This window comes from Mesorhizobium sp. 113-1-2 (assembly GCF_016756475.1).
Classification (GTDB): Bacteria; Pseudomonadota; Alphaproteobacteria; order Rhizobiales; family Rhizobiaceae; genus Mesorhizobium; species Mesorhizobium loti_C.
Genome location: NZ_AP023242.1, coordinates 5,516,488 through 5,529,483 on the forward strand (window position 1 = coordinate 5,516,488; position 12,996 = coordinate 5,529,483).

The following is a 12,996-nucleotide window of genomic DNA, read 5'->3' on the forward strand; positions in this document are numbered from 1 at the left end:
GGCCAATGGACGTTTTCAACAGTGCGATCCGGACGAAAGGCGACCTGGCCGGAGTCTTTGAGTATGACGAGGCCGGAGACCCGCGAAACGCCACTGCGTATTTTTACCTCTATCGAGCACAAGGCGACGAGTCAGGCTCCGTCGTTGATACAATTCACATACGATCGGGCGCCTGGGCCATCAGCGGATCGGATATCGTTGTCCGGTGGGATAAGGATGAGCGGCGTGTCGGGTTGTTCATCTTCGGTGCCCTTTCCGCAGCTTTCGATACGAAAGCCGGCACAAAGCACGGCGGCGGATATGGCAAAGACTTTCATGCCGACATCCCCTGGTCGGACTCAAATCGATGAAACAACTACTCCTGCTACGCCACGCCAAATCGAGCTGGGACGACCCTGACCTCGACGACTTCGACCGGCCGCTCGCGCAACGCGGATTGAAGGCGGCCCGATTGATCGGGCGAGAGCTTGCAGCGCGCGACTGGCTGCCGGATCAGGTTCTGGTGTCGTCGGCGCTGCGCACCCGCGACACTTGGCGGCTGGTCGCCGCGGAACTGCCGACGCACCCCCGGGTCGTGTTTGCCGAAGCGCTTTACGAGGCTTCGGCGGCCGATATTCTGAGCCAGATTCGTCTGGCCGAGCCGTCGAGCGGCTGTCTGGTGGTGGTCGGCCATAATCCGGGTCTGGAGGATCTGGCGAACCTGCTTGCCGGGTCAGGCTCGGAGGCCAAAGCACGTAAGAGGCTCGAGGAAAAGTTCCCCACAGCGGCCCTCGCGCGCTTTGTCTTCGATGGCGACTGGTCTGGCTTGTCGACCGGGCGGTTGACGCATTGCCTGCGTCCGAAGGATCTGGGCTAGACGTTTCATGACGGGCGGATGCAGCAGGCAAGCCCGTCGCGCTCCTCAGTTGCCCCAGATACCCTGGCCGGGTTCCGGCCAGTCGGTGGTGGTCTTCATCCTGGTGTCGGCTGCCTTGTGCCCGGCCGTGTCCGTGTTCTTGACCGCGCCGGTGACGGCATGATCCACGCCGGCGACCGAGGCTACCGGCTGATTGGCATTGTCGGAGCCATAATGGTCGCTGCCGGCAAAGGCGCTGCCGGTCGCAACGAGGATAGAGGCAATGGCGAAAGCGATCTTGTTCATTTCAATCTCCTGTTTCATCCGTTAAGCGGCGTCTTGGGAGGACGGTTCCGCTAGAGCATGATGCCGAAAAGCGCGAAGCGGTTCTCGGACGACATCATGCTCTATCTCTTTGATTTAGAGGCAGATTCAGATTTCAGGTCGGTTCGACGTGAAATCATCCGGCTCTAGGGATAAGACCCGAGGCTGTCCGATTTTATTCCTGGAGGTGGAGGCTTTTTCTGCCGGTTGAGACGACCGGCTGCTCAAACCGTTGGCCGCCGGTGCCTGCCCTGTTGCGCAAAAAACAAGAGCGGTGGGCCAAGCCCACCGCTCTTGTTATCAAGGCCTGCTGCGCGGGCAGCGGCCCAGGTGCTGCGGCCCTGTTGGGCGTTGGCTTAGTTGCCCCAGATGCCCTGGCCGGATTCCGGCTGGACTGAATCGGGCGTCAGCTTGAAGCCGTGGTGCTCGACCGGCTTGCGGGTCGAAGCCGTGTAGCTGTGGTCGATGTCGCTGGCGTGCGAGGTGATGGCTGGCTGGTTGACGTTGTCCGAACCATAATGGTCGCTGCTGGCGAAGGCGCTGCCGGTGGCAACGAGGATGGCAGCGGCGGTAAGTGCGATCTTGGTCACTTTAAGTACTCCAGTATTTCTCTGTTCTGTCCGTCTAGTGGCGTGCCCTTGGGAGGAATTTCGCGTCGCTCGGACAGGTCGGAAGTGGGTTTTTCGTTCGTCGACTTCCAATCACGAAGATGTTCCATCACGCGGCGAATCCAGACCTTGAACTTCCGCCAGGAGATTAGGCAAGAAGGATTTTATTTATTAATATCATATAGTTATATGGAAACATCCAGCGAACGATCCGGCGATCCACCCAGCCGGCATCAATCATCCGCTCACGGTTCGTCAACATAACTTGAACCGACCGGTTCGATTTTCGATCGGCACACCCGCGTGAAACGTCTGGGTGAACGACGTCGTTCGACATGCCAGGCGGTAAGTTGCCAGCCCGACCGGCAGACATCTGTCCCAGCGCACAAAAACAAGAGCGGCGGGCCAAGCCCACCGCTCTTTGTCGTCTTCCGGGATTGAAGGAATTAGCGGCCCCAGATGCCCTGGCCCGACTGAGCCGGTACGTTGGCATTGGCGTCGCCCTGTGCCTTCACGGACTTCGCGATCGAACCGGTATGCGTGGTGTCGACGTTGGCGGACGACTGGCTGGCAACCGGCTGGTTGACATTGTTGGAACCGTAGTTGTCGCTGCCGGCAAAAGCGGTGCCGGTGGCAACGAGGATGGCGGCGGCGGTAAGAGCGATCTTGGTCATCTTAAGTACTCCAGTATTTGTCTTCCTGTCCGTCTGGTGGCGTGCCCTTGGGAGGATTTTCGCGTCGCTCGGACCACCCCGAAGTAGGGAATGCTTTTTAGGTTTTCCAGCCGCGTCGGCTTTGAAGAATTTCCTTATATTATAGACAATGCATGCTGCACCGCAGCAATCTCGAGGCGATTTACGAAGCAATTTCAGTCTATTAAGCTCATCACCTCCAACGGAACCAGCGTGCTTTTGGAGGCCATTGTTCACTGTTTGCGATACAATCTGTCAATCAGAACCGAACCGTTCGGTTCGATTTTGGATGAAAACTGGCCGACCTGAACCTGTAACGATCTGCTGTTGCCGCTAGCCTAGATCGCATTTGTCTTGCGTTGAGATCGATACTGTCGCTCATTCAACGGAGATCAGGGATGCCGTGGCCGATCACGCCCAAGGCGATCCGCAGGGAAATGGGATCCAGACTGCCATAGATATGCGACTGCTGCTTGTTGAGGACAATCACGAACTGGCCGACTGGTTAGGCAAGACCTTGCGCCAGGCGAATTATGTCGTCGACATCGTCCATGAGGGCGAGGATGTCGAGCATGCGTTGGCCGCTGGCGACCACGCGCTTGTCATCCTCGACCTGGCGCTGCCGCGCATGAGCGGCCTGGAGGTGCTGCGCATGCTGCGGGCGCGCGGCAACCGGGTGCCGGTGATCGTGCTGACTGCCAATGCCAGCCTCGACGGTCGGGTCAAGGGGCTCAATGAAGGCGCCGACGACTATCTGGCCAAGCCATTCCAGGTCGAGGAGCTCGAGGCGCGCATCCGGGCGCAGCTGCGACGCGCCAATGACCGGACCGCGCCTGTCGTTGCCTGCGGCGATCTCGTCTTCGACACCAACACACGGCTGTTTTCGCTGGCCGGCGAGACACTGGCGCTGACGCCGCGCGAACATGCGGTGCTGGAGCAATTGATGGTCAAGGCCGGGCGTACGGTGAGCAAGGCAGCGCTTTCGGCGGCGATCTACGACTTCGAGACAGACGCCGACCCCAGCGCCATCGAGATCTATGTGCACCGTGTGCGCAAGAAGCTCGAGGGGTCGCGGGTCCAGATCGCCACCTTGCGTGGCCTCGGCTATCTCTTGCGACATGAGGATTAACAGTCTCCGCTTGCAACTGCTGGCCTGGGTGGTCTTGCCGCTCGTTGGGCTGGTCACCATCAATCTGTGGACCAGCCATCGCAACGCGCTGGCAACCGCGGATCTGGTCACCGATCGCATGCTGATGGGCTCGGCCCGGGCTATTGCCGAACGTGTCGCCGTGACTGACGGCGTGCTCGACGCCACGATACCACCGGCGGCGCTCGAGATGTTCGACACCGGCGACCGCGACAGCGTCTACTACCATGTCAAGGCCCGTGGAGGGCGGCTGCTGACCGGCTATCCCGACCTGCCGGAGGCGGTGAAGTATCCCGGCACCGAGGCAAGCTATCGGGACCATCTGCTGAGATTGCTTACTTACAGCCATACGGTGGTCGGCGCCGGAGACGACTCGCCGATATCAGTTACCGTTGGCGTCACGCTTGCCGGACATGATGCCATGGTGCGGCGTCTCTGGTTTGGCGCCTTTGCCCAGCAGCTGGCACTGGTGGCGATTGCCGGCCTGTTCGTTCTGCTCGGCCTGCATCGCGGCCTTGCACCGTTGATCCGGTTGCGCGACGCGGTGCGCTCGCCAAGTCGCAGCGATCTCGACCCGGTCGAGGTGCCAGGTGCGCAAAGCGAGATCCGCCCGCTGATCGATGCGCTCAACGTCTATATGGAGCGCGTGCGGGCGCAGATGGCAGCCCAGCGCCGCTTCATCGCCAACGCCGCGCACCAGCTGCGCACGCCGCTGGCGCTGCTGTCGACGCAAGCGAGCTACGCGCTGCGCGAAACTGTCTCCGACGCACGCCAGGAGGCGCTGGTGGCGCTGCAGACAAGCTCCGGCAAGCTGGCGCGGTTGGCAGAACAGTTGCTCACCCTGTCGCGAGCGGAACCGGGCAGCCGGCGACCGCGCGCCGACCGCATCGACCTGACCGAAGCGGCCCGACACGTGCTGGAGGCGCAAGCGCCGCTGGCAATCAGTCGCAACATCGATCTCGGCCTTGAGGAGGCCGGCCCCGTGCCGGTCATCGGCGACGGCACCATGCTGCGCGAGATGATCGTCAACCTCGTCGACAACGCGCTGCGCTACTCCAGATCAGGCGGCAGCGTCACGGTGAGGCTGGCAGCCGTCGATGGCGAAGCCATGCTGACGGTCTCCGACGACGGTCCGGGCATCCCTGTGGACGAAAGAGACCATGTGTTCGAGCGCTTCTACCGCATCGCCGGTTCGACCGAGGAAGGCAGCGGGCTGGGGCTCGCCATAGTGCGCGAGGTCGTCGAAAATGCCGCCGGCCGCGTCACCCTGCGGGATGGCGCGGCCGGCGGTCTGGTGGTCGAGGTCAGGCTGCCACTGGCAGGCAGCTGAATTATTTCGCCGCTCACTGCGTCTCGTGCAATGGCTGGGGGCGCCATTTTGCGAGGCGGTTCTCGACCATCGTCATCAGATACTCGGCACCAAGCGCCACCACCATGACGATGACGATCGCGGCATACATGCCGGCGGCGTCGAAGGACCCTTTGGCGATATTGATCAGGAGGCCGATGCCGAAGCGCGCGCCGACGAACTCGCCGACGATCGCGCCGATGATGGCAAAGCCGAAGCTGACATGCAGGCTGGCAAAGATCCAACTCATCGCCGAAGGGACGATCACCGAGCGGGTCAGTTGCCAGTTGGATGCGCCGAGGATGCGGGCATTGGCGATCATTGCCCTGTCGGCCTCCCGCACGCCCTGGAAGGCATTGTGGAAGACGACAAAGAAAACCATCACGAAGGCAAGCGCCACTTTCGAGGCGAGGCCGAGGCCGAGGATCATGATGAAGATCGGCGCCAGAACCACGCGCGGAATGGAATTGATGACCTTGATATAGATCGAGAAAATGTCGGCGGCCATCCGGTTGCGGCCGAGCGCGACACCGATGATGATACCGGCGACCGAGCCGGTCGCGAAGCCGATGACCGACTCCTCCATGGTGACATAGAGATGATACCAGAGAGGCCCCTCGGACGTTCCTTCCGTCGTCCATTCATAGAGCCGCTGCGCGATCGCGCTCGGCATTGCGTAGAAGAACGGATCGATCCAGGCCTTGCGCGCGGCGACTTCCCAAAGGCCGAGAAAGGCAACGAGAATGGCGACCCGCCAGACCATCACGGTGCGGCGGCGATGCGTTGCCGCCTTCGCGGCGGCGGCTTCGATTTCGGCGTCTGATGTGCCAGGCTTGAAGGCCCCTGCTCTGATGTCGATGGCGGCATCGGTCATGGCTTTCCTCCTCAGGCTGCCGCACGCGCATAGCTGGTCTCGACCTCTTCCTTGAGGTCCGCCCAGATCGTGCGCGAGTAATTGATGAAGCTCTGTTCGTAGCGGATATCGGCGACGACGCGCGGGCGCGGCAGATCAATCGTGTAGACCGATTTTACCGTGGCTGGCCCGGCGGTCAGGACATAGACCTTGTCGGCAAGCGCAATCGCCTCCTCGAGGTCGTGTGTGACGAAGACCACGGAAGCCTTTGCCTGCGACCACAGGCGCAGCAATTCCTCGTGCATCAGCACGCGCGTCTGTACGTCAAGCGCCGAAAACGGCTCGTCCATCAGAAGGATCTCCGGGCCATTTATAAAGGTCTGGGCCAGCGCCACGCGCTTGCGCATACCGCCGGAAAGCTGGTGCGGATAGTGGTGCTCGAAACGCGACAGGCCGACGCGCGCCAGCCAATCGCGTGCCGCGGCCGTGGCATCCGACTTAGCCCTGCCACGAAAGAGCGGGCCGGCCATCACGTTCTCGATCACGGTTCGCCAGGGGAACAAAGCATCGCTCTGGAAGACAAAGCCGATGCGAGGGTCTATCCCCTTGACCGGCGCGCCCATGACACGAACCTCGCCAGCACTTGGGCTTGCCAATCCAGTGACCAGGTTGAGAGTGGTGGATTTACCGCAACCGGTCGGGCCGACGACGGCGACGAATTCGCCGCGCTCTACGGTCATGGTGAAATCACGCAGTGCCGTCAGCGATTTACCGGTGGGCGATAGGAAGCGACGGCTGACGTTGATCAGCTCAATCGCTGGTGTGGTCTTTTCATGGGCCATGGTGGAACTCCGGGTTCGAGCGGACGCCAGCCGTCGGCAAGGGCCGCCGGACGTTAAGAACTGACGATTGCCGGCGCGATGTCGCGCATCGCGCCGGCTCGGCCTGCTACTTGGCGTTCTTGACGAATTCCGAGGTGTAGGTCTTAGAGAGGTCGATCTGCTTGCCCTGCAGTTCCTTCTTGAAGGCTGAAAGAACCGTCAGCACCGTCTCCGGGCCCCCTTCGGGCATGATCCCGTCGGGGGTGAACATCGCCTTGCCGGCATCGAGGGCCTTCACGTAGCCTTCCTTGTCGCCGACATAATAGTCCTTCGGCATCTTGTCGGCGATCTCGGCGCCGCTATGGGTGTTGATGAACTTCTGCGTCTTGACGAAGGCATTGGCCAGCTTCTGCACGATGTCCTTATGCGCTTCGACCCAGTCGGTCTGCATATAGAGGGATGCGGCCGGGTAAGTGCCGCCGAGCGCGGCCTTGGTGCCCTCCATTGTGCGCATATCGATAAGAACGGTCGCTTCGCCGGTTTTTAGCAGGCGGGTGATCGTCGGCTCGGTCGTCATGCCTGCCTGGATCTTGTCCTGCTGCATGGCGGCGATGAAGGTGGTGCCGGCACCAACCGGAACCGAGGTGAAATCCCCGAGCTTCAAGCCGTTCTTGACGGCAAGATATTCCGTAAGAAAATTCGTCGATGAGCCCAGACCGGTCACGCCCAGGCTCTTTCCCTTGAAGTCGGCGGGTGATTTGATCTCCGGATGTTTCGTCGAAACCAGCTCGACCTCGCCCGGCGCCTGGCTGAACTGGACGATGGATTCGACGAACTTGCCCTTGGCCTGCAGATCGATGCAGTGGTCGTAGAAACCGACGACCCCCTGGACGGCACCGGCAAGCATCTCGTTTTCAGCATCAACGCCGGCCGGTTCATTCAGCAATTCGACGTCGAGGCCCTCGTCCTTGAAGTAACCGAGGGCCTCGGTCAGCTTGGCGGGCAGATAGATCTGTTTTTCGTAGCCGCCGACCATGATGGAGATTTTTTCGTCGGCGCGCGCGGATGGCGCTGACAAGGCCATGATGGCGACGAGTGCGGTTGTGGCGGCTGAATCAAGCAGAATTCGCGCGAGCGACATGGCCTCTTCCCTTTGTTCGTTTCCCGCGCCCCTCTCTCTCCCATCGCTTTTGCACGACAATATGGGGGCGCCAAACAACAGTTATGGCACCAACCTTTCATCCAGCTTTCAAGGAAAAGCTGAAAATCAAAGCTTACGGATTGGTAAGCCGCCGCTTGCCCGCCACCACAGGGCAACATGCCGGGACGACGTGCGCCTCATCAATCGTTCAGCCTCAGCACGTCACGCATGTCATATTCGCCAGGCGGGCGTCCCGATACCCAGAGTGCCGCGGCAATGGCGCCACGCGCGAACATGATGCGGTCGCCGGCGGCATGCGACAAGGTAACAAGCTCGCCCTCGGCACAGAAGCTGACGCTGTGCTCGCCGATGATGCTGCCGCCGCGCGTCACCGCGAATCCGATCTCACCCGTGGGACGCGCGCCGGTGACCCCGTCGCGGACGCGCCTTGCGACCGCATCCAGTTCGACGCCGCGTCCACCAGCAACAGCCTGTCCCAGCATCAGCGCGGTGCCCGACGGCGCATCGATCTTGTGGCGATGATGCGCCTCGAAAATCTCGGCATCCCAGTCATCGGCATCGAGTGCTCTGGCCGCCTGCTCGACCAGCCCGACCAGCATGTTGAGCCCAAGCGAAAAGCTGCCGGAGCGGACGATGGGAATCGTTTTCGCGGCATCGGCAATATCAGCCAGTTCGGCGGCATCGAAACCGGTGGACCCGATCACCAAAGCCGGTCCACCGCGCTTGGCACAGAAGCTCGCCAGATCGGCGGAGGTGGCCGGCGTGGTGAAATCGATCACCACATCGGCCATGGCAAGCGCCTCGTCGCGGCTCACCAGCCCGTCACCGACACTGCCTGGCCGATGGAAGCGGGCCGTAAGCGCCAGCCGCGAATCGGCCTGAACGGCGTCCGCCATCTGGCGGCCCATGCGGCCGAGCGCCCCGGCGATGGCGATCCTGATCGGCGGTTGCGCCATGGCGTCAGCTATTTCCACATGCCGCGCATGCGTGCGCCGATGTCGACGCGCACCTCCGGCCGGGACGCCCTGCCCTCAGCCGCTTGCGCGCCCGGCCACGACATCTGCTGGAACGCGTCAAGGATCGAGGCCGGGATGAAGCGGGTGCGCGAGGCATAGACGTGGCGGTCGCCGCGCGCGGCCTGGCCGTGCGGAAAGAAGCGCTGCGGCATGACGAGGTTGAGGCTGTCCTTGGCTCGCGTCATCGCCACGTAGAGCAGCCGGCGCTCCTCCTCGATGTCTTCCTTGGTGCCGACACCGAGATCAGCCGGGATGCAGCCATCGACGGTGTTGAGCACGAAAACATTCTTCCACTCCTGGCCCTTGGCCGAGTGGATGGTCGACAGGATCAGATAGTCCTCATCGCGATGCGGCGGCCCGGCCTGGTCGCTGGTCGCATCCGGCGGATCGAGCGTCAGCTCCGTCAGGAAGCGTTCGCGCGAGGCGTAACCCGAGCCGATCTGCTCGAGCTGCAACAGATCGGCGCGGCGCGTAATGACATCCTCATGGATGCGCTCCAGATGCGGCTCGTACCAGAGCCTGACCTGTTCGAGGTCGGCCGGCCATTTGGCGCCGGCCCGCAGGCCGGAATAAAGCGAAACAAAGGCCGGCCAGTCGTCCGCCGCGCGCTGTGGCGGGCGCCAGCCGGCGAGGCCCATCGCCTCATCCAGTGCCGTGGTCATCGTCTCAACAATCTGTCCGGCGGCCGAGGGGCCAATGCCCGGCATCAGTTGCAGGACGCGGAAACCGGCAACACGGTCGCGCGGGTTTTCGGCAAAACGCAGCACCGCCAGCACGTCCTTGACATGGGCGGCATCGAGGAATTTCAGCCCGCCAAACTTGACGAAAGGAATGTTGCGCCGCGTCAGCTCGATCTCCAGCGGCCCGCTGTGGTGTGAGGCGCGAAACAGCACCGCTTGCGATTTCAGCGCCGTACCGGCCTCGCGCTCGGCCAGGATCGTATCGCAGACGAAGTTGGCTTGCTCGACCTCGTCGCGCACGGCCACCAGCCTTGGCTTGTCGGTGGATTTGCGTTCCGACCAGAGATTCTTGGTGAAGCGCTCCGAGGCCTCACCGATCACCGCATTGGCTGCCGCCAGAATGGTTTCTGTCGAGCGGTAATTGCGCTCCAGCATCACCACATCAGCGGCCTGGGCGAACTGTTTGGGAAAATCGAGGATGTTGCGCACCTCGGCGGCGCGGAACGAATAGATCGACTGCGCATCGTCGCCAACCACCGTCAGCCCGGCGCCGTCGGGTTTCAGCGCCATCAGGATAGAGGCCTGCAGCCGGTTGGTGTCCTGGTATTCGTCGACCAGCACATGGTCGAAACGCCCACCCAGATGCGCCGCGATTTCCGGCTCGGCCGCCATCTGCGCCCAGTAGAGCAGCAGATCATCGTAATCGAGCACATTCTGCGCCTGCTTGGCCTCGACATAGCCGGCGAACAGCTGCTTGAGCTGATCGGCCCAACCGGCGCACCAAGGGAAGGCGGATCCCAGCACTTCGCCGAGCGGCGCCTGCGCGTTGACGGCGCGCGAATAGATGGCCAGGCATGTGCCCTTGGTCGGGAAACGCGCCTCGGTCTTGGAGAAGCCAAGCTCGTGGCGCACGAGATTCATCAGGTCGGCCGAATCCTCACGATCGTGGATGGTGAAGGCCGGATCGAGGCCGATCTCCAGCGCATAGTCGCGCAACAGCCGCGCGCCGATGCCGTGAAACGTGCCGGCCCAGGTCAGCGCATCGGTGATCACGGCGGCGTCACGGCCAAGCACCTCGCCGGCGATACGCTCGACGCGCTTGGCCATTTCAGAGGCGGCGCGCCGCGAAAAAGTCATCAGCAGAATGCGGCGCGGGTCGGCACCCCTAACGATCAGATGAGCGACGCGATGCGCCAGCGTGTTGGTCTTGCCCGAGCCGGCGCCGGCAATGACCAGCAGCGGCCCGGCGATCCTGCCGTCGCCATGCTCTACGGCCTGGCGCTGGGCGTCGTTCAGCCGGGCGAGATAAGCGGGCTGGGCAGTCGATTCCACAAAGGTCGAATCATGGGCGGCGAGGTTCATCGCCCATCAAGCATCGTTTCCGCTTTGTTCGCAATACACAAGCGGCACGAGGAATTAGCGCCGGGGATCGACACCCATGGCCGCCGATTGGCGGCGCAGAGCCTCGCGGTCGCTTCTCGATGCGGGCAGCAACAGGGGATCAATGTCGCCGGGCACGTCATCGATCATCTTGCGCGCGAGGCGGTAAGCGAGAAAGGCAAAGGTGCCTGCCAGAAGCAAACGGATCATGCTGCGGTCCTCCTCTAATAGAGATCAACCGCAGGCATGGTGTTTTGTTCCCTCAACGCTAATTCGCAACCAAACCAATATCGCCTCGTTTTGAATTGGAGGCTCGTTGTAGATTGGAGGCGGTAGCGATGAAAAAGCTAAGATTAAGCCTCGTTCTGGTGGCTTTGGCTGTCTCTGCCTGCGACAACAAACTGCCACCGACCAAGGCTCCTGGCGCCGAACAAAGCTCCCACGCTGGCAATCCTGTCATGAACGCAGGGACTGTCGATAAGTCAGTGCAATAAGGTTACCGTCGAAAGCTCATTGCATTGGCGCGATGCATTCCTCAAGGCGCTCAAGGCGGAACTTGGCGTCGCTGCTGACGGCCCCGGGACGGAGACGACGCCGTCAGGTTTTTCTCGAGTTCAGCGATGCGCGCACGCACCTGCCGCGCCTCGTCCTGACGCAACGCCTTAATCCAGTTTCGCCCGCGCATCCGTCTTCCCGCAAACACCTAACGACCGGTGGCTTCCCATGCCAGAAAGACGCTAACTTCCGGCAAGTGCGGATATTCTAAATTTGATAAATGCTAATCTAGACGAGGGTCGGCGCAACGAAGAAGGCCGGCGCCGCTTGGGAGGAGAAGGCGCCGGCCAAGCGGATAAATCAGGTCCGCCGCACAAGATAGGTTAGCTGAGTCTTGCCGCTGCGTCATCCGGGATCGCGGATTTCGGCCTTTTCCGGGCGTTTTTCCCCGCAAAAGCGCCGACAAGGCTGTCAAACCTCGAGCCGTTGCCTGGCGATGGCGACATGGAAATTCGCGCCGAACACCAGCCCGTCATCATTGAAGTCGTAGCTGGAATTGTGCAGCGGCGCCGAGGCCTCGCCATTGCCGAGGAAGACGAAGCAGCCCGGCACGTGATCGAGGAAGCGAGCGAAATCCTCCGACGCCGTCATCGGCTCACGGGCAAGCGCGATATTGCCTGGATCGAAGACGTTCCTGGCGGCGGCGAAGGCCGCCTCGACCAGTTCGGCATCGTTGCGCAAAGGCACGAATTCCCGGCTGTAATTGACTTCGGCGGCAACGTTGTAGGCGGCAGCGGTACCCTCGGCGATGATGCGCATCTGGCGTTCGATCTCCGCGCTGACCTCGGCGCGAAAACTGCGCGCGTCGCCAAGGATACGGGCAAGACCGGGCAATGCGTTGCGGGTGCCGTCAGTGATCAGTTCAGTCACCGAAACAACCGTTATGTCGGCCGGGCTCAGCCGACGCGAGACGATGGTCTGCAGATTGGTGACCAGGGCACAGGCGGCGACCAGCGTCTCGTTGCCCGAATGCGGCCGTGCCGCATGGCCGCCGAGTCCCCTGAGCACGATCTCGAAGTTATCCTCGGCTGACATAATCGGGCCGGCGCGGGTCTCGAAATGCCCGATGGGAAGGCCGGGCATGTTGTGCAGGCCAAAGATCTCGTCAAAAGGGAAGCGCTGCATCAGCCCATCGTCAAGCATGGCCAGCGCGCCCCTGCCCCACTCCTCGGCCGGCTGGAATATGAAGCGGACGGTGCCGTCAAAACGCCCCTCGCCGGCCAGCAGCTTTGCCGCGCCAAGCAGCATGGCGGTGTGGCCATCATGGCCGCAGGCATGCATCACGCCGGGATTGCCGGAGCGGTAGGGCGCGGTCGATTGCTCCGCTATGCGCAGCGCATCCATGTCGGCCCGCAGCGCAATGGCGCGGTTGCCGGTGCCGCGCTTCAGCGTGCCGACGACGCCGGTGCCGCCGACACCCTCAGTGACATCGTCCAGGCCGAATTCGCGCAGCTTGGCCGCAACGAAGGCGGCGGTGCGTTTCTCCTCGAAACCGAATTCGGGGTGCGCGTGCAGGTCGCGCCGCCAAGCGGTCATCTCGCGCTTCAGTGTTTCGCGATCGAGTTCAGCCATCTC

The 12,996-nt window shown here is 62.2% G+C and carries 14 protein-coding genes; 4 read left to right on the top strand and 10 right to left on the bottom strand.

Annotated elements, in window-relative coordinates:
• The first annotated feature begins 5 nt into the window (after positions 1 to 5).
• Entirely contained in the window at positions 6 to 350 is a 345-nt protein-coding gene (locus tag JN279_RS26975) for a hypothetical protein (protein ID WP_096456596.1), read from the top strand.
• A complete protein-coding gene (locus tag JN279_RS26980) occupies positions 347 to 856 on the top strand; it encodes a SixA phosphatase family protein (RefSeq protein ID WP_096456594.1) in 510 nt (169 codons plus the stop codon). Before JN279_RS26975 ends, JN279_RS26980 begins: the two co-directional genes overlap by 4 nt.
• Before the next feature lie 45 nt (positions 857 to 901).
• Here JN279_RS26980 and JN279_RS26985 read toward each other — a convergent pair whose 3' ends face one another.
• From JN279_RS26985 to JN279_RS26995, 3 genes are all read right to left on the bottom strand, one after another.
• Entirely contained in the window at positions 902 to 1,141 is a 240-nt protein-coding gene (locus JN279_RS26985) for a DUF680 domain-containing protein (protein WP_096456592.1), read from the bottom strand.
• 374 nt (positions 1,142 to 1,515) lie between these two features.
• Positions 1,516 to 1,749 (bottom strand): DUF680 domain-containing protein, encoded by a 234-nt coding sequence (locus JN279_RS26990; protein ID WP_096456590.1) that lies wholly within the window; start codon positions 1,747 to 1,749, stop codon positions 1,516 to 1,518.
• Positions 1,750 to 2,213: 464 nt separating this feature from the next.
• Entirely contained in the window at positions 2,214 to 2,441 is a 228-nt protein-coding gene (locus tag JN279_RS26995) for a DUF680 domain-containing protein (RefSeq protein ID WP_096456588.1), read from the bottom strand.
• A gap of 478 nt (positions 2,442 to 2,919) precedes the next feature.
• Between JN279_RS26995 and JN279_RS27000 the strand changes: the two genes are divergently transcribed.
• Positions 2,920 to 3,588, top strand: a complete 669-nt coding sequence (locus JN279_RS27000; protein ID WP_096456586.1) for a response regulator — start codon at positions 2,920 to 2,922, stop codon at positions 3,586 to 3,588.
• Complete coding sequence (locus JN279_RS27005; protein WP_096456584.1) at positions 3,578 to 4,936, top strand: sensor histidine kinase; 1,359 nt, start codon at positions 3,578 to 3,580, stop codon at positions 4,934 to 4,936. The genes JN279_RS27000 and JN279_RS27005 overlap by 11 nt, the downstream gene beginning before the upstream one ends.
• 13 nt (positions 4,937 to 4,949) lie before the next feature.
• Here JN279_RS27005 and JN279_RS27010 read toward each other — a convergent pair whose 3' ends face one another.
• The 7 genes from JN279_RS27010 to JN279_RS27040 form a co-directional block, all read right to left on the bottom strand.
• On the bottom strand, positions 4,950 to 5,828 hold the full coding sequence (locus JN279_RS27010) for an ABC transporter permease (RefSeq protein ID WP_096456582.1): 879 nt from the start codon (positions 5,826 to 5,828) through the stop codon (positions 4,950 to 4,952).
• 11 nt (positions 5,829 to 5,839) lie between these two features.
• The gene (locus tag JN279_RS27015; RefSeq protein WP_096456580.1) at positions 5,840 to 6,649 is read right to left on the bottom strand and encodes an ABC transporter ATP-binding protein; all 810 of its coding nucleotides are present in this window, start codon (positions 6,647 to 6,649) and stop codon (positions 5,840 to 5,842) included.
• 106 nt (positions 6,650 to 6,755) lie between these two features.
• Positions 6,756 to 7,712, bottom strand: coding sequence for an ABC transporter substrate-binding protein (locus JN279_RS27020; protein ID WP_446720427.1), 957 nt, complete (start codon positions 7,710 to 7,712; stop codon positions 6,756 to 6,758).
• Positions 7,713 to 7,969: 257 nt separating this feature from the next.
• Positions 7,970 to 8,746, bottom strand: a complete 777-nt coding sequence (dapB, locus tag JN279_RS27025) for a 4-hydroxy-tetrahydrodipicolinate reductase (RefSeq protein ID WP_096456576.1) — start codon at positions 8,744 to 8,746, stop codon at positions 7,970 to 7,972.
• Between the two features lie 8 nt (positions 8,747 to 8,754).
• The gene (locus JN279_RS27030; RefSeq protein WP_202350693.1) at positions 8,755 to 10,848 is read right to left on the bottom strand and encodes an ATP-dependent helicase; all 2,094 of its coding nucleotides are present in this window, start codon (positions 10,846 to 10,848) and stop codon (positions 8,755 to 8,757) included.
• Between the two features lie 54 nt (positions 10,849 to 10,902).
• Entirely contained in the window at positions 10,903 to 11,076 is a 174-nt protein-coding gene (locus JN279_RS27035) for a hypothetical protein (protein WP_202350694.1), read from the bottom strand.
• 756 nt (positions 11,077 to 11,832) lie between these two features.
• Positions 11,833 to 12,993, bottom strand: coding sequence for a M20 aminoacylase family protein (locus JN279_RS27040; RefSeq protein WP_202350695.1), 1,161 nt, complete (start codon positions 12,991 to 12,993; stop codon positions 11,833 to 11,835).
• Between the last annotated feature and the right edge of the window lie 3 nt (positions 12,994 to 12,996).

Bases quoted from the DNA above. Each gene is read 5' to 3' on its own strand.
- JN279_RS27005 (WP_096456584.1), top strand. From the start codon at position 3,578: ATGAGGATTAACAGTCTCCGCTTGCAACTGCTGGCCTGGGTGGTCTTG.
- JN279_RS27035 (WP_202350694.1), bottom strand. From the start codon at position 11,076: ATGATCCGTTTGCTTCTGGCAGGCACCTTTGCCTTTCTCGCTTACCGC.
- JN279_RS27000 (WP_096456586.1), top strand. From the start codon at position 2,920: ATGCGACTGCTGCTTGTTGAGGACAATCACGAACTGGCCGACTGGTTA.
- dapB (WP_096456576.1), bottom strand. From the start codon at position 8,746: ATGGCGCAACCGCCGATCAGGATCGCCATCGCCGGGGCGCTCGGCCGC.
- JN279_RS26975 (WP_096456596.1), top strand. From the start codon at position 6: ATGGACGTTTTCAACAGTGCGATCCGGACGAAAGGCGACCTGGCCGGA.
- JN279_RS27010 (WP_096456582.1), bottom strand. From the start codon at position 5,828: ATGACCGATGCCGCCATCGACATCAGAGCAGGGGCCTTCAAGCCTGGC.
- JN279_RS27040 (WP_202350695.1), bottom strand. From the start codon at position 12,993: ATGGCTGAACTCGATCGCGAAACACTGAAGCGCGAGATGACCGCTTGG.
- JN279_RS26995 (WP_096456588.1), bottom strand. From the start codon at position 2,441: ATGACCAAGATCGCTCTTACCGCCGCCGCCATCCTCGTTGCCACCGGC.
- JN279_RS27020 (WP_446720427.1), bottom strand. From the start codon at position 7,712: ATGGCCTTGTCAGCGCCATCCGCGCGCGCCGACGAAAAAATCTCCATC.
- JN279_RS27030 (WP_202350693.1), bottom strand. From the start codon at position 10,848: ATGAACCTCGCCGCCCATGATTCGACCTTTGTGGAATCGACTGCCCAG.
- JN279_RS26980 (WP_096456594.1), top strand. From the start codon at position 347: ATGAAACAACTACTCCTGCTACGCCACGCCAAATCGAGCTGGGACGAC.
- JN279_RS26985 (WP_096456592.1), bottom strand. From the start codon at position 1,141: ATGAACAAGATCGCTTTCGCCATTGCCTCTATCCTCGTTGCGACCGGC.
- JN279_RS27015 (WP_096456580.1), bottom strand. From the start codon at position 6,649: ATGGCCCATGAAAAGACCACACCAGCGATTGAGCTGATCAACGTCAGC.